Source organism: Pseudoruegeria sp. SK021 (assembly GCF_002119405.1).
GTDB lineage: Bacteria > Pseudomonadota > Alphaproteobacteria > Rhodobacterales > Rhodobacteraceae > Meridianimarinicoccus.
On record NZ_MTBG01000001.1, the window covers coordinates 44,066 to 63,193 of the forward strand.

15 protein-coding genes are annotated in these 19,128 nt (G+C 63.1%); 12 read left to right on the plus strand and 3 right to left on the minus strand.

Annotated features, from left to right (window positions below):
• The first annotated feature begins 112 nt into the window (after window positions 1-112).
• Window positions 113-802 carry a ribulose-phosphate 3-epimerase gene (rpe, locus tag BV911_RS00195; protein ID WP_086051570.1) on the plus strand — a complete coding sequence of 230 codons (690 nt, stop codon included), beginning with the start codon at window positions 113-115 and terminating at the stop codon, window positions 800-802.
• A gap of 135 nt (window positions 803-937) precedes the next feature.
• Here rpe and BV911_RS00200 read toward each other — a convergent pair whose 3' ends face one another.
• The 3 genes from BV911_RS00200 to proS all read right to left on the minus strand — a co-directional run bounded on the left by BV911_RS00200 (window position 938) and on the right by proS (window position 4,532).
• Window positions 938-1,621: an ABC transporter ATP-binding protein gene (locus BV911_RS00200; RefSeq protein ID WP_086051571.1), complete on the minus strand. Its 684-nt coding sequence runs from the start codon at window positions 1,619-1,621 to the stop codon at window positions 938-940.
• Entirely contained in the window at window positions 1,614-2,912 is a 1,299-nt protein-coding gene (locus BV911_RS00205) for a lipoprotein-releasing ABC transporter permease subunit (RefSeq protein WP_086051572.1), read from the minus strand. The genes BV911_RS00200 and BV911_RS00205 overlap by 8 nt, the downstream gene beginning before the upstream one ends.
• 282 nt (window positions 2,913-3,194) lie before the next feature.
• Entirely contained in the window at window positions 3,195-4,532 is a 1,338-nt protein-coding gene (gene proS, locus BV911_RS00210) for a proline--tRNA ligase (RefSeq protein ID WP_086051573.1), read from the minus strand.
• Window positions 4,533-4,838: 306 nt separating this feature from the next.
• Here proS and BV911_RS00215 point away from each other — a divergent pair, with 306 nt between their 5' ends.
• The 11 genes from BV911_RS00215 to cysG all read left to right on the plus strand — a co-directional run bounded on the left by BV911_RS00215 (window position 4,839) and on the right by cysG (window position 19,128).
• Complete coding sequence (locus tag BV911_RS00215) at window positions 4,839-5,423, plus strand: ANTAR domain-containing response regulator (protein ID WP_086051993.1); 585 nt, start codon at window positions 4,839-4,841, stop codon at window positions 5,421-5,423.
• The gene (locus BV911_RS00220) at window positions 5,420-6,595 is read left to right on the plus strand and encodes a CmpA/NrtA family ABC transporter substrate-binding protein (protein WP_086051574.1); all 1,176 of its coding nucleotides are present in this window, start codon (window positions 5,420-5,422) and stop codon (window positions 6,593-6,595) included. The genes BV911_RS00215 and BV911_RS00220 overlap by 4 nt, the downstream gene beginning before the upstream one ends.
• Before the next feature lie 264 nt (window positions 6,596-6,859).
• Complete coding sequence (locus BV911_RS00225; RefSeq protein WP_086051575.1) at window positions 6,860-8,221, plus strand: CmpA/NrtA family ABC transporter substrate-binding protein; 1,362 nt, start codon at window positions 6,860-6,862, stop codon at window positions 8,219-8,221.
• A 72-nt stretch (window positions 8,222-8,293) separates the two neighbouring features.
• Window positions 8,294-9,376 (plus strand): ABC transporter permease, encoded by a 1,083-nt coding sequence (locus BV911_RS00230; protein ID WP_086051576.1) that lies wholly within the window; start codon window positions 8,294-8,296, stop codon window positions 9,374-9,376.
• A 5-nt stretch (window positions 9,377-9,381) separates the two neighbouring features.
• On the plus strand, window positions 9,382-11,088 hold the full coding sequence (locus BV911_RS00235; RefSeq protein ID WP_086051577.1) for an ABC transporter ATP-binding protein: 1,707 nt from the start codon (window positions 9,382-9,384) through the stop codon (window positions 11,086-11,088).
• On the plus strand, window positions 11,085-11,285 hold the full coding sequence (locus BV911_RS00240; protein ID WP_086051578.1) for a hypothetical protein: 201 nt from the start codon (window positions 11,085-11,087) through the stop codon (window positions 11,283-11,285). The genes BV911_RS00235 and BV911_RS00240 overlap by 4 nt, the downstream gene beginning before the upstream one ends.
• A 1-nt stretch (window position 11,286) precedes the next feature.
• Window positions 11,287-13,728 (plus strand): nitrite reductase large subunit NirB, encoded by a 2,442-nt coding sequence (gene nirB / locus BV911_RS00245; RefSeq protein WP_086051579.1) that lies wholly within the window; start codon window positions 11,287-11,289, stop codon window positions 13,726-13,728.
• Entirely contained in the window at window positions 13,725-14,072 is a 348-nt protein-coding gene (nirD, locus tag BV911_RS00250; protein ID WP_086051580.1) for a nitrite reductase small subunit NirD, read from the plus strand. Before nirB ends, nirD begins: the two co-directional genes overlap by 4 nt.
• Complete coding sequence (locus BV911_RS00255) at window positions 14,069-16,693, plus strand: nitrate reductase (RefSeq protein ID WP_086051581.1); 2,625 nt, start codon at window positions 14,069-14,071, stop codon at window positions 16,691-16,693. The genes nirD and BV911_RS00255 overlap by 4 nt, the downstream gene beginning before the upstream one ends.
• A 22-nt stretch (window positions 16,694-16,715) precedes the next feature.
• Entirely contained in the window at window positions 16,716-17,708 is a 993-nt protein-coding gene (locus tag BV911_RS00260) for a glycosyl transferase family protein (protein ID WP_086051582.1), read from the plus strand.
• A gap of 10 nt (window positions 17,709-17,718) precedes the next feature.
• Window positions 17,719-19,128, plus strand: coding sequence for a siroheme synthase CysG (cysG, locus tag BV911_RS00265; protein WP_086051583.1), 1,410 nt, complete (start codon window positions 17,719-17,721; stop codon window positions 19,126-19,128).

The following is a 19,128-nucleotide window of genomic DNA, read 5'->3' on the forward strand; positions in this document are numbered from 1 at the left end:
AGTCCATCAACATGCCAGATGCCACGCCCGTCCGAGAGGCTGGACCTTGCCGCGAAGGGGCGCTAACCCGGTGCCGAGCCCCCCATGCGTCCCCCTTGCAGGAGCCTGCGCCATGACTTTTGACCGGTCCATTAAGATCGCCCCGTCGATCCTCGCCGCTGATTTCGCCAATTTCGGGGCCGAATGCGCCGCCATTGAGGCCCAAGGCTGCGACTGGGTTCATGTGGATGTCATGGACGGCCATTTTGTGCCGAACATCACCTTCGGTCCCGCGACCTGCGCAGCCATCCGGCCCCATATCAAGGGAATCATGGATGTGCATTTGATGATCGCGCCCGTAGATTCCTATATCGACGCGTTCGTGGAAGCCGGGGCCGACATTGTCACCGCGCATGTCGAGGCCGGGCCGCACATCCACCGCACCTTGCAGGCGATCCGCGCCGCCGGGGCCAAAGCCGGGGTGGCGCTGAATCCAGCCACACCGGCATCGTCGGTGACGCATTTGCTGGATATGGTCGATCTGATCTGTGTGATGACGGTCAATCCCGGTTTTGGCGGTCAGAAGTTTATTCATTCCCAGATCGAAAAGGTCAAAACCCTGCGCGAGATGATCGGCGACCGCCCGATCCATATCGAAATCGACGGCGGCGTCGATGTGACCACCGCACCGCTGGTTGCAGCGGCTGGCGCGGATGTTTTGGTTGCCGGGTCTGCCGTTTTCCGGGGCGGGTCAGTGGAAAACCCCGGCCCTTACGGCACCAACATTGCCGCCATCCGGGCCGCAGCCGAGGCCGCCCGTTAACGCCGCCTTCCCCGCGCCACAGGCGTTGTCACACCTGCACCCGCTCAGCCTGACCCGCTTGGCCGGTACAGCGACACTGGCGGTCGGCGTCTCTCTGGCGTTAAAAGCATAAAACCGACCGCTGTTTTCCCCGGCTCAGGCGGGCACCAGCCTGCCATGCTCCAGCCGCAGTTGACGATCCATCCGCGCCGCCAGCGCCGGGTTATGGGTCGCCACCAGCGCCGCCAGCCCGGTATCACGGGTCAGGCCCAGCATGCTGTCAAACACCTGCTCGGCAGTGTCCGGGTCCAGATTTCCAGTCGGCTCGTCGGCCAGCAGCAGCCGTGGTCGATTGGCCAGCGCCCGGCAAAAGGCCACGCGCTGCTGTTCGCCGCCCGACAGGGTCGCCGGTCGATGTTCCATCCGCGCGCTTAAACCAACCTGCGTTAACAAATCCTGCGCCCGCGTGGCCGCATCGACGGTGGACACCCCTTCCGCCAATTGCGGCAGAACGACATTTTCCAGCGCCGTGAATTCCGGCAACAGATGGTGGAACTGATAGACAAACCCGATACTGGAGCGACGCAGCCGGGTCCGGGTACCATCCTTCAGCGCGCCCGCGTCTTGCCCCAAAATCCGCAGACTTCCGGTGTCGGGCCGATCCAGCAGCCCTGCCAGATGCAGCAGGGTGGATTTTCCCGACCCCGATGGTGCCACCAACGCCACCAATTCGCCCGGTTCCAAAATCAGATCAAGATCGCGCAGAACCTGCACTTCGCCCGGCTGACCGGGATTATAGACGCGGCCAATGCCGCTCAGGGCCAGAACCGGATCACCCATGACGCAATGCCTCCACCGGGTTCAGCCGCGCCGCACGGCGGGCTGGGAAAATTGTCACGACACAGGACAGAGTTAACGACAGGCCCACCGCCGTCAGAACGTCGCGCGGGTTCAACCGTGCAGGCAGGTAATAGATGCCCCGGACCGACGGATCCCAGACATCACCGCCCGACAGGCTGTTCACCATGGCAAAGATCGGGTCGATCCACAGCGCGAAAAGACAGCCCAGCACCACACCGGCCAGCGTGCCGATCACCCCGACCGACGCGCCGCAAATAAAGAAGATCCGCATGATCGAGCCTTCGGTCAGCCCGATCGTTCGTAAGATGCCAATGTCGGCCTGCTTGTTCTTGACCAGCATGATCAGCCCGGACACGATGTTCATTGCCGCGATCAACACCAGCACCGACAACAGCACGAACATCACGTTGTCCTCGACATCCAGCGCCCGCAGGAACGCGCCAGAGGTGTCCTTCCAGGTTTGGAACAAGCCGTTGGGACCAGCCACCTGCCACAGGTCGGGCAACACCCGGTCGATCTGTTCGGGGTCATCCAAAATAACCTCGACTTCATCAGCAACCCCGTCACGGTTGAAAAAGTCCTGCGCGGCGGTAAACGGCATATAGATGCGGGTCCGGTCGATATCCCAGCGCCCCGCCGAGAAGACATAGACAACCTCATAAACCCCAACCCGAGGCGAGGTGCCGAAGGGTGTCTTGGCCCCGTCCGGCGAAATCAACTTGATCTGATCGCCCACCGAAATCCCAAGGATTTGCGCAACCCCCGACCCGATCGCGACGCCGTCGTCATAGCGCGAAATATCACCATAGCCGGTTTGCGGATCGACGATGCGCGGCAGGGCCAACAGGTTCTCTTGCGCGATGCCCATGACCTGCACGCCAGCATTGCGGCCCATCGCCGAACTTAGAACCTCACCCGTCACCAGAGGCGCGGCACGCAGTACGCCGGGTACATCCCGGATCCGCGCGGCCACTTCCTCGTAATCGGGAATGGTTCTGACGGCCTGACCGGCCTCGTTCAGATAGGTGACAGAATAATAGCTGGCATGGGCGTTGGCCCCAAGGATGGTATCCACGAACTCGGCCCGAAACCCGGCCCGCACCGCCAGCGTCGCAATCAGGGCAAAAACCGCCAAGGCGATACCGATCAGGCTGATCCAAGTCATGACACTGACACCGCCTTCGGCCCGCTTCGCGCGCAAATAGCGCCAAGCGATCAGCCATTCAAAGCGGGAAAACGGCGCGGGGGCGCGCGAGGATTGGGGCTTCACGGAGGGCTCCTGACAAGTCTAGGCGAGCGTCATGTGCCGTCACCCACCCCCGGGCGTCAATGGTCGATTGCCCCTTCTGCATGGTCGCGTCGAAATCAGATGATCGCGCGATGCACTGTGGGACGGCGCTTGACCCAAGCGGGACGGGGTCGCAGGTTGCGGCCGCTGTCAACCAACCGGGCAAAAGGCTATGTCTGACACGGCCGAAAACACCGGCCATAGCGGCCGGCATTCCCGCGCCGCCACCCTTGGGTTCGATGGGTGGCGGCGCGGGTCGATGGCTTAGATGTTGGCGTAGATTTCCGCCACCCGGGCAACAGCGGCTTCGGGGGTCATCTCGATGCTTTCACCGGATTTCCGGCTGGTCAGTTCGACCACGCCGCTTTTCAGGCCGCGCGGTCCGACCGTGATCCGCCATGGCAGCCCGATCAGGTCCATGGTGGCGAACTTGGCACCTGCCCGTTCGCTGCGATCATCATAGAGTGGCTCAAGACCACGGGCGACCAGCGCGTTGTATAGACCTTCGCAGGCGGCATCGGCTTCGGCGTCGCCCTGCTTCAGATTGACGATGCCACAATGGAATGGCGTCACGCCTTCAGGCCAGATGATGCCTTTGTCGTCATGGCTGGCTTCGATGATCGCGCCCACCAGACGGCTGACCCCGATGCCATGGCTGCCCATATGCACCGGCACCTTTTCACCCGTGTCAGTCACGACCGTTGCGCCCATCGCATCGGAATACTTGGTGCCGAAGTAGAAGATCTGACCAACCTCGATCCCGCGGGCGGTGCGCCGCCGCTCTTCCGGGATTTCGTTGAACAGGGCTTCATCATGAGTTTCGTCGGTGCGCGCGTAGCGCGAGGTGAATTCCTCCAGCACGCCTTGGCACTGGGCGACGTCGTCATAGTCGATCTCACGATCACCGAAGGTCAGGTCGGTGACGGTGCTGTCGTAGAAGACTTCCGACTCGCCGGTTTCGGCCAGCACGAGGAATTCATGCGTGTCATCGCCGCCGATCGGGCCGCTATCGGCACGCATCGGGATCGCTTGCAGGCCCATCCGTTCATAGCTGCGCAGATAGCTGACCAGATGCCGGTTATAGGCGTGCAGCGCGGCTTCTTTGGTCAGGTCGAAGTTATAGCCGTCCTTCATCAGGAATTCGCGGCCGCGCATTACCCCAAAGCGGGGCCGCATCTCATCGCGGAATTTCCACTGAATGTGATACAGCGTCAGCGGCAATTCCTTGTAAGAGCTGACGTTCGACCGGAAGATATCGGTGATCAGTTCTTCGTTGGTCGGGCCGTACAGCATGTCGCGCTTTTGGCGGTCGGTGATGCGCAGCATCTCGTCACCATAATCGTCATAGCGCCCGCTTTCACGCCACAGATCCGCCGATTGCAGGGTCGGCATCAGCATCGCGATATGACCGGCGCGTTCCTGTTCTTCATGGACGATGGTTTCGATCCGCTTGAGAACTTTGAAGCCAAGCGGCAACCATGAATAGATCCCGGCGGCGGATTGTTTGATCATCCCGGCCCGCAGCATCAGGCGATGGCTGACAATCTGCGCCTCGGCGGGCGTTTCCTTGAGGACGGGCAGAAAATAACGGGTAAGGCGCATGACGGGGGGACCTTCTGGAAGGATAAATTCCGTTGCGGCTTAGGACATCGCCCGCCACCAGACAAGGCCCGCCCGATCGGCGGAGCCGCTTTGCCCCGGTTTCTGGGCTTGTTTCCTGTCCGAAAGCGCTGCGCGCCGGGCCGTCAGATGGGTCGGGGGCCATGCTGCCGCGCTGCCGTTTCCTCTCAGCACAGAAACCCGGCACTTCACGGTTTTCGCCCAAAAAGCAGGCAATTCGTCATTTGATTTTTCGCCTTATTCCAGCCACGCATTTACATCAGCACGAAACCGATGCGGCATCGCGCCATGCCGAACACCCTGTCCATCGTCATCATCGAAAAAGAATGCGCGCGCGCGCAACTGATCGTCGAGGCCCTGTCGGCAGAGGCATCCTATCATGTTCAGGTGATCTCCGACTTCACCGGGCTGCGCGAATCCATCGCCGCATGCAATCCGGATGTGGTCTTAATCGACCTGACCAACCCGAGCCGAGACATATTGGAAGAACTGACCATGGCTTCCAGCCCGCTGGAGCGCCCGGTTGCCATGTTCGTGGACCAGAGCGAGACCATGCTGACCCAGCAGGCAGTCGACGCGGGCGTCTCGGCCTATGTGGTCAATGGATTGCAGCCAGACCGGATCCGTCCGGTGCTGGACGCCGCCATCGCCCGGTTTCACTTGTTTCATCGGCTTCGGGCCGAACTGGATGCAACCAAACGGGCATTGGAAGAACGCAAGGTCATCGACCGGGCCAAAGCCATCTTGATCCGCAGTCGCAACATGACCGAAGACGACGCCTATGCCCTGCTACGCAAGACCGCCATGGATAAGGGCCGTCGCATCGCGGATGTCGCCGAGGCATTGATCACCGCCGCGAGCATGCTGCGATGAGCTACACCGAACTGCGGGCCGGGTTCATCCCTTTGGTGGATGCAGCCCCGCTGATCGTGGCCAAGGAACTGGGCTTTGCCGAAGAAGAAGGCCTGACCCTGACGCTGCGACGCGCGCCCAGTTGGTCCACCCTGCGCGATATGCTGGTGCTGGGCCAGATCGAGGCGGCACATATGCTGGCGCCGCTTCCGGTGGCAATGGGGCTGGGGCTGGGCGGTATGGCGCGCCGGATCGACGTGTTGGCGGTGACCTCGACCAATGGCAACGTGATCGGGGTCTCGACTGCCGTTGCCCATGCACTGAGGGACGCGCATGCACCGCTGGAGTTTGGCAATGCCCTGACGGCGGGCCGCGCCCTGATCGGGCTGGGACGCCCGCTGCGCATCGGCGTGCCGTTCCCGTTCTCGATGCATGCCGAACTTCTGCACTATTGGCTCGCCGCGTTGGGGATGCCCGCGACGCAATCACTGGATATCCGCACCGTACCGCCGCCGCTGATGGCCGCCGCCATCGCCGCGCATGAGATCGACGCCTTTTGCGTTGGCGAGCCGTGGGGATCCATTGCAGTCGATACCGGCGTCGGGGAATTGCTGCTGCCGACCAGCGCGATCCGCAGCAGCGCCCCGGAAAAAGTGCTGGCGGTGCGCCAGGGCTGGGCCGATGCGGAACCGCGGCTGGCCGGTCGGTTGATGCGCGCCGTATGGCGGGCCTGCCGATGGCTGGGCAACGCATCAAACCGCATCACCACGGCCGAAATCCTGCGTCAGCCCGCCTATCTGGGCGTGTCCGCCGAAATCATCGATCGCGCCTTGAGCGGACGGTTGGTGACCCGGTCAGATGGCTTGGAACAGGACGTGCCGGGCTTCATGGACTTCTTCGGCCCGGGTGCGACTTTTCCATGGAAATCGCAAGCCGCTTGGATCGGAGGGCAGCTTGCCGCCCGCACCGGCACAGATAGGGCCATGGCCATTTCGGCAGCACGGGACGTCTTTCGCACCGATCTCTACCGCAGGCATTTGCGTGATACCGGTGCCGAGTTTCCCCTCGCAGATGACAAAATCGAAGGCGCTGTGGCGGCGCCAACGGCGGTGCCCGCCATCACCGGCACCATGATTCTGTCGCCAGATCGGTTTTTCGACGGGCGCATTTTTGGCCCCTCTGCCGAAATCTGATCATTTTTTTGGCAGCAGGTAGCCTGCGATTGCTGCAGGGCAGCAAATTTGCCCGGCCGGTCGCATTTCAGGTTGCCGGAATCGGGATGACCGAGACAAGCTAAAGACATCGCGGAGCAACGATGCTGCGCACAGAGCTTCCCATACACCCGGGTATTTTGAGCAACGTCGCTCGACCGTCTGCACCTTTGCAGGCTGTGTCGTCGACGTTTTTTCTGTTTCAGGACCCCCATCTCGTGCGGGGCCCTTCACAAGGACACCCACATGAACGTTCTCTTTGCGGCTCTCGCATCTTCTGCAGTGATGGTCGCGCCTGCCTTGGCGCTGGACCTCGAAAAAGACGAACTGACCTTCGGCTTCATCAAACTGACCGACATGGCCCCGCTGGCGATTGCCTATGAGCAAGGCTATTTCCTCGACGAAGGCCTGTTTGTGACGCTGGAAGCCCAAGCCAACTGGAAAGTGTTGCTGGACGGCGTGATCGACGGCCAGTTGGACGGCGCGCATATGCTGGCCGGTCAGCCGCTGGCCGCGACCATCGGCTATGGCACCGAAGCCCATATCGTCACGCCATTTTCAATGGACCTGAACGGCAACGGCATCACCGTGTCGAACGAGGTCTGGGAGATGATGAAGCCGAATATCCCGACCATGGATGACGGACGCCCGCAGCACCCGGTCAGCGCCGCAGCGCTGGTTCCGGTGATCGACGCGTTCAACGCCAATGGCCGCCCCTTCAACATGGGTATGGTGTTTCCGGTTTCGACCCACAATTACGAGCTGCGCTATTGGCTGGCGGCGGGTGGCATCAACCCCGGCTATTACAGCCCCGAGAATGTTACCGGCCAGATCACCGCAGATGTGTTTCTATCGGTCACGCCGCCGCCGCAGATGCCCTCGACCTTGGAAGCCGGAACCATCAACGGCTACAGCGTCGGCGAGCCGTGGAACCAGCAGGCCGTCGCCAAGGGCATCGGCGTGCCGGTGATCACCGATTACGAGCTGTGGAAGAACAATCCTGAGAAGGTGTTCGGGATCACCGCCGAGTTTGCCGAACAGTATCCCAACACGACGATTGCTCTGACCAAAGCCCTGATCCGTGCCGCCATGTGGCTGGACGAGAACGACAATGCTAACCGGGCCGAAGCCGTCAAGATCTTGTCTCGCTCAGAATATGTCGGAGCGGATGCCGACGTGATCGCCAATTCGATGACCGGCACATTTGAATATGAAAAGGGCGACATCCGCGACGTGCCCGATTTCAATGTGTTCTTCCGCTACAACGCGACCTATCCCTTCTATTCCGATGCGGTCTGGTATCTGACCCAGATGCGCCGCTGGGGCCAGATCGCCGAGCCGCAGACCGATGCGTGGTACGACGAGGTCGCCCGCGACGTCTATCGCCCCGACATCTATCTGGCCGCAGCCCAGATGCTGGTGGACGAAGATCTGGCCGATGCCGCCGACTTCCCGTGGGACAGCGACGGCTACAAAGCCCCGACCCCCGCGGACGATATCATTGACGGCATCGCCTATGACGGCACCGCGCCCAACGCCTATCTCGACAGCCTGCCGATCGGGCTGAAGGGCAGCCAGACGGTTGTTGGCGAAGACGTTCAGGGCTGAGCCCGGCTGCGGGATGCGCCCCCCAGTGCGGCCCGTCCCCTCCCCATCACACATTCCCCGAGGATCCTCTTTATGTCCGCAATTGACCCAACCATTCTCACCGATCCCGACCGCGAGGCCCGCCGCGCCCGCCTGTTCACCCGCATCAACACGGCAGACGCTTGGTTTCAGGTGTTGGGACTGGCCTGGATCACCCCAGTTCTGAAAGCCGTAGCCGGCGACAATCCCAAAGCGCAGATGAAAGACATCTGGCGGCTGCTCGGGGTTCCGGTACTGGCAATCGTGACCTTTCTGGCGGTCTGGGCGGTGCTGGCCCCGACGGTGCAAACCTCGCTTGGGGCGATCCCCGGACCGGCGGCGGTCTGGACCGAGGCCGTCAACCTGAACGCCGACGCGATTGCCAAGGGCGAACGCGAAGCCAAGTTCAACGCCCAGATCGACAAGCGCAACGAAAAGCTGATTGCCGAAGGTCGCGCGGATGAGGTCAAGGACATCGCCTATACCGGCGCGCCCAGCTATTATGACCAGATCTGGACCTCGATCAAAACCGTGTTCTTCGGCTTCCTGATCGCCAGCGCCATCGCCATTCCGCTTGGCATTCTTGCCGGCCTGTCCCCCACCGCCAACGCCGCGATGAACCCGCTGGTGCAGATTTTCAAACCGGTCTCGCCGCTGGCGTGGCTGCCGATTGTGACGATGATCGTGTCAGCCGCCTATGCCACCAATGACGGGATGTTTTCGAAATCCTTTCTGGTCTCGGCGATCACGGTGACGCTGTGTTCCCTGTGGCCGACCCTGATCAACACCGCGCTGGGTGTGGCCAGCATCGACAAGGATCTGGTGAACGTCTCGAAAGTGCTGAAGATGAGCTCTTGGTCGAAGATCACCAAACTGGTCCTGCCGTCGTCCCTGCCGCTGATCTTTACCGGACTACGCCTAAGCCTTGGTGTGGGCTGGATGGTGCTGATCGCCGCTGAAATGCTGGCGCAGAACCCCGGCTTGGGCAAATTCGTCTGGGACGAATTCCAAAATGGCAGCTCGCAATCACTGGCCAAGATCATCGTGGCGGTATTGACCATCGGGATCATCGGCTTCGCGCTGGACCGGGTCATGTTCGCGCTGCAATCGCTCTTTACCTTCTCGGCGAACCGGTGACCGGCATGGATATTCTTTCGCTCAAGAACGTGTCCAAGGGCTATGGTCAGGGTCTGAACCGCGCCGAAGTCCTGAAAAACATCAGCCTCGACGTGAAGGACGGCGAATTTCTGGCCATCCTCGGGTTCTCTGGCTCGGGCAAGTCCACGATCATGAACATGATCGCCGGACTGGAACAGCCGGATCGCGGCAGCCTGACCTTCAAGGGGGCGCCAATCACCGGCCCCGGCCCCGAACGCGGGCTGGTCTTTCAAAGCTACAGTCTGATGCCGTGGCTGACAGTACGCGGCAACGTGATGCTGGCGGTGGACGCGGTGTTCCCGAAGCTCAGCAAGGCCGAGAAGTTGGCCAAAGCCGATCACTATATCGCCATGGTCGGCCTGCCCCACGCAGCGCACCGCCGTCCGGCGGAACTGTCGGGCGGGATGCGCCAGCGGGTGTCGGTGGCACGCGCCTTGGCGATGTCGCCGGAACTGCTGCTGCTGGACGAGCCGCTCAGCGCCCTTGACGCCCTGACGCGCGCCAATCTGGCCGATGAGATTCTCGACATCTGGGAGACTGACAAAAAGACTGTCGTTCTAATTACCAATGACGTGGACGAGGCCCTGATCATGGCGGACCGGATCGTCCCGCTGAACCCGGATGGCACGTTAGGCGATGCGTTCAACGTGACCATCCCCCGCCCCCGCGACCGGATGAAGATGAACCACGACGAGACGTTCAAGACCCTGCGCGGCGCGATCACCAAATACCTGATGGATGTCGGCATTGAGGCCAAGATCGAAGAGACCCGTACCCTGCCCAAGGTGACGCCGATCCACGGGTTGCCCAGCGCGCAAAGCAAGGCGCAAGAGGGCATGATTGAAGACCGCTTCCTAGATTTCAGCCAACTGCACAAAATCTATGCCACGCCAAAAGGCCCGCTAACCGTAGTCGAGGGTTTCGACCTGAAGGTGAACCGGGGCGAATTCATCAGCCTGATCGGCCACTCGGGCTGCGGCAAGTCGACGGTGCTGACCATGGCCGCCGGTTTGAATGACATCTCAAAAGGCGCGATCAAGCTGGATGGTCGCCATGTGGAAGGGGCTGATCCGGAACGCGCCGTAGTGTTTCAGTCGCCGAACCTTTTCCCGTGGCTGACCGCGAAAGAGAACGTGGCGATCGGGGTCGACAAGGTCTATCCGCGCGCCAGTCAGGCGGAGCGGCAAGAGGTGGTCGAATATTACCTCGAGCGGGTCGGCCTTGGCGACGGCATGGACAAGATCGCCAGCAGCATGTCGAACGGCATGAAGCAGCGGGTCGGGATCGCACGGGCCTTTGCCCTGTCCCCCAAGCTGCTGTTGCTGGATGAACCCTTTGGGATGCTGGACAGCCTGACCCGCTGGGAATTGCAAGAAGTGCTGATGGAGGTCTGGTCGCGCACCAAGGTGACCGCGATCTGCGTCACCCATGACGTCGACGAAGCGATCCTGCTGGCCGACCGGGTGGTGATGATGACCAACGGCCCGCAAGCCACCATTGGCCGGATCGTCGATGTCGACCTGCCCCGTCCCCGCACCCGCAAGGCGCTGTTGGAACATCCCGACTACTACCGCTACCGCGCGCAGGTGCTGTCTTTCCTTGAGGAATACGAACACGGGCGCGACCCAGCCAAGGCTGCCGACGCTGACGCGGAGACCAAGGTCAACCCGTCGCTGGAGGATGCCGCATGATCCTAACCCAACCCATCACGGCGGTGCAGCCCGACCATGACGGCGCCGTCGGCAGCGCCCCTTGGGCGCCGGACCGGGCATTAAACCCATCACCCGATGACAAAACAAAGACGGCCTGTCCGGCCGTTTCCACCGCCCTTTCGGGCGCCATGATCGCGCGGGCCAATGGCCTTGGCGCAGATGCAGCGGAGGAATGAGATGACGCAGAAACTTGTCGTGATTGGCGCGGGTATGGCGTCGGGACGGGCCTTAGAGCATCTGTTCGACACCGCCCCCGGCGACTGGGAAGTGACGCTGTTCAACAGCGAACCGCGTGGCAACTATAACCGGCTGATGCTGTCGCCGGTGCTGTCGGGCGAAAAGACCTATGGCGAAATCGTCACCCATGACGATGACTTCTATGCCGAACACGGGGTGATCTGCTGCTTTGGCGAGGCCGTCGAACGCATTGACCGCGCCCGCAAAGTGGTGATCGGGGCCAATGGCGAAGTGCCCTATGACAAGCTGGTGCTGGGCACAGGATCGACCCCTTTCATGATCCCGCTGCCAGGTCATGATCTGGACGGCGTGATTGCCTACCGCGATCTGGAAGACACCGAGCGCATGATCGCCCTTGGGGCCAAGCCCGGCGCAAAAGCCGTAGTCATTGGCGGCGGCTTGTTGGGGCTGGAAGCGGCGGCTGGCATGCAGATGCGCGGCGTCGATGTCACCGTCGTTCACATCATGCCGCACCTGATGGAACGGCAGTTGGACGCCGCCGCAGGGTATTTGCTGCGCAAGGCGCTGGTGGACCGCGGCATTCACGTCAAGTGCGCGGCCAATTCCAAGGAAATTCTGGGCAAAGATGGCCATGTCCGGGCGCTGCTGCTGGACGACGGCACCGAATTGCCCTGCGATCTGCTGGTGATGGCGGTGGGCATCCGGCCCAATGTGGCGCTGGCCAAGGCTTCTGGTCTGGCGACGGGTCGAGGCGTGCATGTCGATGACCAAATGGTGACCTCGGACCCCGACATTTTGGCACTGGGGGAATGCGTTGAACATAACGGCGCGGTCTTCGGTCTGGTTGCGCCGCTGTATGATCAGGCCAAGGTGGTGGCCAAGACCCTGATCGGTGATGCGGCGATGTTCCAACCCCGCGAGGTGTCGACCAAACTGAAGGTCACCGGCTGCGATCTGTTCAGCGCCGGGGACTTTGCCGAGGGCGACGACCGCGAGGACATCGTGTTCCGCGATCCGGCCCGCGGCGTCTACAAGCGGCTGGTGCTGAAGGACAACAAAATCATCGGTGCGGTGATGTACGGCGATACCGCCGACGGCAACTGGTTCCATGGCCTGATCAAAGACGCGGAGGACGTGTCGCAGATGCGGGATACGCTGATCTTTGGCCCGTCTTTTCAGGGGGGGACCCCACTGGACCCTTTTCAGGCCGTTGCAGCCTTACCGGCTGACGCAGAGATCTGCGGCTGCAACGGCATCTGCAAAGGAACCATTGTCACGGCCATCAAAGGGGGCGCCACCGATCTTGGCGCTGTCCGGGCCACAACCAAGGCGTCGGCGTCGTGTGGGACCTGCACCGGCTTGGTCGAGCAGGTGCTGGCGGTCACACTGGGGGACGACTTCGTCCTTCCGGCGGCGCAGCCGGTCTGCGGGTGTACCGATCTCACCCATGACGATCTGCGTCGCCTGATCAAGGCGCAAGAGTTGAAGTCGATGCCCGCCGTCTGGCAGGAACTGGGCTGGCGCAGCGTCGATGGCTGCCACGTCTGCCGCCCAGCGCTGAACTTCTATCTTCTGGCCGATTGGCCGCTGGACTACCGCGATGATCCGCAAAGCCGGTTCATCAACGAACGCAAGCATGCCAATATTCAGAAGGACGGCACGTTCAGCGTTGTGCCCCGGATGTGGGGCGGGATCACCACCGCGAACGAGTTGCGCGCCATTGCCGATGCCGCTGACAAATACAACGTGCCGACGGTCAAGGTCACGGGCGGTCAACGCATCGATCTTCTGGGGGTCCGGGGCGAGGATCTGCCCGCGATCTGGGCCGATCTCAATCGTGCCGGGATGGTGTCGGGTCACGCCTATTCCAAAGGGCTGCGAACGGTGAAGACCTGCGTCGGCACGGACCATTGCCGCTTTGGCACCCAGGACAGCACCGGCCTTGGCATCAAGCTGGAACAGGCGCTGTGGGGGTCGTGGACCCCGCATAAGGTCAAGCTGGGCGTGTCGGGCTGTCCGCGCAATTGCGCCGAGGCGACCTGCAAGGACGTTGGCATCATTTGCGTTGATTCCGGCTATGAGATCGGGGTTGGCGGGGCGGCCGGCATGGATCTGAAAGAGATCGAACCGCTGGCCAAAGCCCCCACCGAACAAGAGGCGATCGATATCACCATCGCCTTTGTCCAACTTTACCGCGAGCACGCCAAATACCTCGACCGGTCGTACAAATGGATCGCCAAGGTCGGTCTGGACTGGGTGCGCAGCCGCGTGGTCGACGATCTGGACAACCGCCAAGCCCTGATCGACCGGTTCGCTCTGTCCCAAAGCGTTTATCAGACAGACCCGTGGGCCCAGCACGTTGCCGAGCGGGCGGAAACCTATCACCCCATTGCACAGCTTAATCTGGAGGCTGCAGAATGACCGCAATTTTAACCGACTGGATGGATATCGGCCCGCTCGACGCCATCGCCCCTAGGGGCGCACGGGTGATCCGCACGTCAGAAGGCTGCATCGCAGTCTTTCGTACTGCGAGCGACGAGGTTTTCGCCGTCGATGACCGCTGCCCCCACAAGGGCGGGCCACTGTCAGACGGCATCGTGCACGGGGCCTCTGTCACCTGCCCGCTGCACAACTGGGTGTTCGATCTGTCCACCGGTCAGGCCAAAGGCGCGGATGCGGGCCAGATCGCGACCTATCCCGTGCGCGTCGAAGCCGGACGTTTGTTGATCGACATGACCATGCTGGCGAAGCGGATCGCGGCATGATCCGCACCACCTGCCCCTATTGCGGTGTCGGTTGCGGCGTTCTGGCGGCGCCGGACGGGGCCGGTGGCATCACCATCAAGGGCGACCCGGACCATCCTGCCAATTTTGGACGGTTGTGTTCCAAGGGGGCAGCCTTGGATGACACCGTGGATCTGGACGGGCGGTTGCTGCATCCCATGGTGCACGGCACCCGTGCCAGTTGGGACGACGCGCTTGGCACCATTGCCAGCCGCCTGAGTGCAACGATCCGCGACCATGGCCCCGACAGCGTTGCCTTTTATGTCTCGGGCCAAATGCTGACCGAGGATTATTACGTCGCCAACAAGCTGATGAAAGGGTTCATCGGCTCGGCCAATATCGACACCAATTCAAGGCTGTGCATGGCCTCCAGTGTCGCCGGGCACAAACGCGCCTTTGGCAGCGATACGGTGCCGGGAACCTATGCAGATCTGGAACAGGCCGACCTGATCGTGCTGGTCGGCTCCAACCTGGCCTGGTGCCATCCGGTGCTGTACCAACGGATCGTGGCGGCAAAAGCGGCCAATCCGGCCATGAAACTGATCAATATCGACCCACGGCGCACAGCATCCAGTGATTTGGCCGATCTGCACCTATCGTTAGCCCCGGGCAGCGATGTCGCCTTGTTCAATCACCTGTTGGCCCGGATCGCCGACTGCGGCGCGGTGAATGACGCCTATGTCCGCGCCCATGTGACCGGGTTCGAGGACGCCGTCGCAGCCGCCCGCGCCACCGACCGATCTGTGACCGGCCTGACGCAGGCCGACATCGATGCCTTCGTCGATCTTTGGATCGGCACTGAGAAGGTCGTGACCGTCTATTCCCAAGGCGTGAACCAGTCGGTCAGCGGCAGCGACAAGGTCAACGCCATTCTGAATTGCCATCTGGCGACCGGGCGGATCGGCAAGCCCGGCATGGGACCGTTCAGCGTCACCGGCCAGCCCAATGCCATGGGCGGCCGCGAGGTCGGCGGCTTGGCCAACATGCTGGCCTGTCATATGGACATCGAAACCCCGGCCCATCGGCAGGCGGTGCGCGAGTTTTGGTCAGCTCCGGCCCTGCCCGACGCGGCCGGTTTAAAGGCGGTGGATCTGTTTCGTGCGGTGGGCGACGGCCGGATCAAGGCGCTGTGGATCATCTGCACCAACCCGGCCGTTTCCATGCCCGACGCCGACGCAGTGCGCGACGCCATCGCCGGATGCGATTTCGTGGTCGTCTCGGACCTGACCGCCGACACCGACACGGCGCGCCTGGCGCATGTGCTGCTGCCCGCCACCGGCTGGGGGGAAAAGGACGGCACCGTCACCAACTCTGAACGCCGGATCAGCCGTCAACGCGCCCTACTGCCCCCCCCGGGCGAGGCCCGCGCCGATTGGGCAATATTGGCGGAAGTTGGTCGCCGGATGGGGTGGCCCGCGGCCTTCGACTTTCAATCGCCAGCCGAGGTGTTCCGCGAACATGCCGCCCTGTCAGGAGTTGCCGGGGCACAGGGGTTGGACTTCGATATCTTCGGCCTCTCCGATCTAGACGACGGGGAATATGACGCGCTGGCCCCGGTGCAATGGCCCGTTACCACCCGTGACACCCGCTGCACCGCCGGGCGTTTTTTCGGCGAGGGCAATTTTTTCACACCAGATCGCAAAGCCCGCATGTTGGCACTGACACCGCGCCCGCCAGCGCAGCAGCCCAGCGCCGCCCGCCCCTTCGTGATGAATACCGGGCGCATCCGTGACCAGTGGCACACCATGACCCGGACCGGAAAATCGCCGCGACTGGGTCGCCACCTTGCCGAACCTTTTGCCGAAATCCATCCCCGGGATGCGGTCAAGCTGGGTCTTAAACCCGCCGATTTGGTGCAGATTGACACCGATCACGGCCGGGCGTTGATGCGGGCTCTAATTACCGACCGGGTCCAGCCCGGGCACATCTTTGTGCCAATGCACTGGACCGGAGTGAACGCGTCGGCGGCCCGGATCGACGCGCTGGTGCCCGCCACCGTCGATCCGGTCTCGGGTCAACCGGAAAGCAAAGCCGCCGTCGCCGCGATGACCCGGTTCAACGCCGACTGGTATGGATTTGCCGTAAGCACCCGTCGCCCCGACGCCGACTGCGCGTATTGGGCGGTCAGTCGTGCCACTGCGGGCTGGCGCATGGAATTGGCAGGCACCACCGGCGGCTCCGACTGGGAGGCCACCGCCCGGCAGATGCTGCACTGCCCTGACGCAGACGCCATCAAGGTCGATGACCCTCAGCGCGGCACCACCCGGATCGCCTTCATGCAAGATGGCCGCCTGTGCGCCGCACTGTTCATCGCCCCAACCCCGGTTGCCGTGTCCCGGGAATATCTGGTCGATGCACTGGATGGCCCTGCACCAGACGTGCTGTCCGGACGCCCCGGCGTCGACCGTCCCGACGCTGGCCCGACCCTGTGCAGTTGCATGAATGTGGGAATTAATACCATTATCGAAGGGATCGAAACTCAAGGGTTAATGACCGTCGAAGCGATCGGAACCGCGTTGCGGGCCGGGACGAATTGCGGCTCATGCCGCCCCGAAATCGCGGCACTGCTGGCGCAGATGCGGGTCCGTGTGGCGGCGGAATGACGTTCTCTCGAAAGGCATAGGCATGACCGAACCCCACTCCCTCGCTCCCTTCGTGCGCATTGTCGGACGCGGCCCCGGCCGGGGTCGGCCGCTGACGCTGGATGAGGCGCATCAGGCCATGACCCTGATGCTACGCGAGGATGCCGACCCAGAGGCGGTGGGCGCGCTATTGATGGTCTTGCGTTATCGCGGCGAGACGCCGGATGAATTGGCTGGGCTGAGCTTGGCCCTGCGCGATACGCTGGCGGAATGGACCAGCCCAGCGCCCGGTCTGGATTGGCCCAGCTATGCTGCTGGACGCACCCGGGGCCTGCCGTGGTTCTTGTTGTCGGCCCGGTTGGTGGCGCAATCCGGGGTGCCGGTATTGTTGCATGGCTGGAATTCACACCAAGCCGGCATCGCCGATGTGCGCACCGCGCTGGCCGAGGCCGGGGTTCCGCGCGCGCGCACCTTCGAGGCGGCGCCGGGGCTGCTGCGGACCGGTGGCATCGCCTATGTCGCGCTGGAGGACCTGTCACCCCGCGCCCATGCCCTTCTGCGGCTACGGGATCGGCTGGGGTTACGGTCGATCCTGAACACGGTGGTGCGGATGCTGAACCCTGCCGGGGCCGGGGCCGTGGTTCAAGGGGTCTTCCACCCCGGCTATCGGAACTTACAGCAAGAGGCCGCGACCCGGATGGGCCTGCGCAACCTATCGATCATCAAAGGCGGCGGCGGCGAGTTCGAGCGCCATCCCGGCAAGGATATCCTGCTTTATGGGCTACGCGAGACTACCGCCTTCACCGAAAGCTTCGCCGCCCTGACACCGGAACATCGCAAATTGGGCGAAACCAATCGGCAGCCCGGCGATCTGGGGCGTCTTTGGTCCGGGGCGCTTCATGACCCGTTTGCCACCGAAATCGTCTTGGGCACCGCTGCGCTGGCCCTTGAGACCTGCCAGCGCGCCGCCCCCGGTGCGGGGCTGGCCATGGCGCAGGATCTCTGGGCCGCGCGGTGCGCCACCCCGCCAACTTAAGGACACTGCCATGCACGCCTTCCCCATGTTCATCCGCTGCACCGGACGCCGAATCGTCATCGCCGGCGGCGGCGAACAAGCTGCTCAAAAAGCGCGACTGATGCTGAAAACCGACGCCGAATTGGTCCTGCTCGCCCCCGCGCTGGACCCAGAACTGCGCGATCTGGTCGCTCAGGGCCGGGCAACCCACGACACCGGACCCGCCACGGCAACCAGCTTTACCGACACCGCCATGTGCTTCATTGCTACCGGCTGTCCCGGCTTGGACGCAGCCCTTCACGATCTGGCCAAGGCTGGGGGCGCGCTGGTGAACGTGGTCGATCAACCAGACCTGTGCGACATCACCACCCCGTCACTGGTGGATCGCGACCCGGTGGTCGTGGCCATTGGCACCGAAGGCACAGCCCCGGTTCTGGCCCGCCAGATCAAGACCCAGATCGAGACGCTGCTGCCTCCCGGCTTGGGCGGCTACGCGGCGCTAGCAGGCCGGTTGCGCGGCGCGGTGGCCGCCCGGGTCCCGAAACCGGCGCGGCGTGCCTTCTGGCGATGGGCCTTTGCCGATGCGCCCCGCGCAGCATGGATGCGCGGGGCCGAACGCGAGGCCGCCCAGACCCTGAAGGCCGCGATTGCTGTGGGCCATGCCCCGGATGACCGCGGCACAGGGTCGATTGCCTTGGTCGGCGCTGGCCCCGGCGCGCGCGATCTGCTCACCTTGCGGGCGGTGCAGCGTCTGCAGGAAGCCGACGTGATCTTTTATGACCGGCTGGTTGACCCAGACGTTCTGGAGCTGGCCCGGCGCGACGCCGAACGCATCTTCGTCGGAAAGGTGGTCGGCGCGTCGGCATGGCCGCAAGCTCGGATCGACGCTGTAATCGTGGCGGCGGCCCGGTCTGGACAGCGAGTGGTGCGCCTGAAATCCGGCGATCCGGCGATCTTTGGGCGCGCTTCCGAAGAACTGGCGGCCGCCCGGGCCGAGGGCATCCCGGTCGAGATTGTCCCGGGTGTCACTGCGGCCTCGGCTGCGGCGGCAAGCCTTGGTCAGTCCCTGACCGAACGCGGCCGCACCGATACCATCGTTTTTGCCACCGGCGCCTGCCGCGACGGCGACCCCCAGCCCGATTGGGGACGGCACGCCGCCCCCGGCACGGTTCTGGCCTATTACATGGCAGTGGCCAGCGCCCCTGACCTGCGCGACAGCCTTCTGGCGGCGGGTGTCGCCCCCGATACCCCGGTTCAGATCGCCGTCGCCGTCAGCACGGTGCGCGAGCGGACCATCCATTGCGCCTTGGCCGATCTTCCCTCGGCCCTCAGGCGGGATGCCGTCACCGGTCAGGCGGTTATTCTTGTGTCGATCGACAAACGCCGTCCGATGGGCGCAGCCCGGCCCCTGCCCTTACGTGCCCCTGCCAGAATCGCCTGA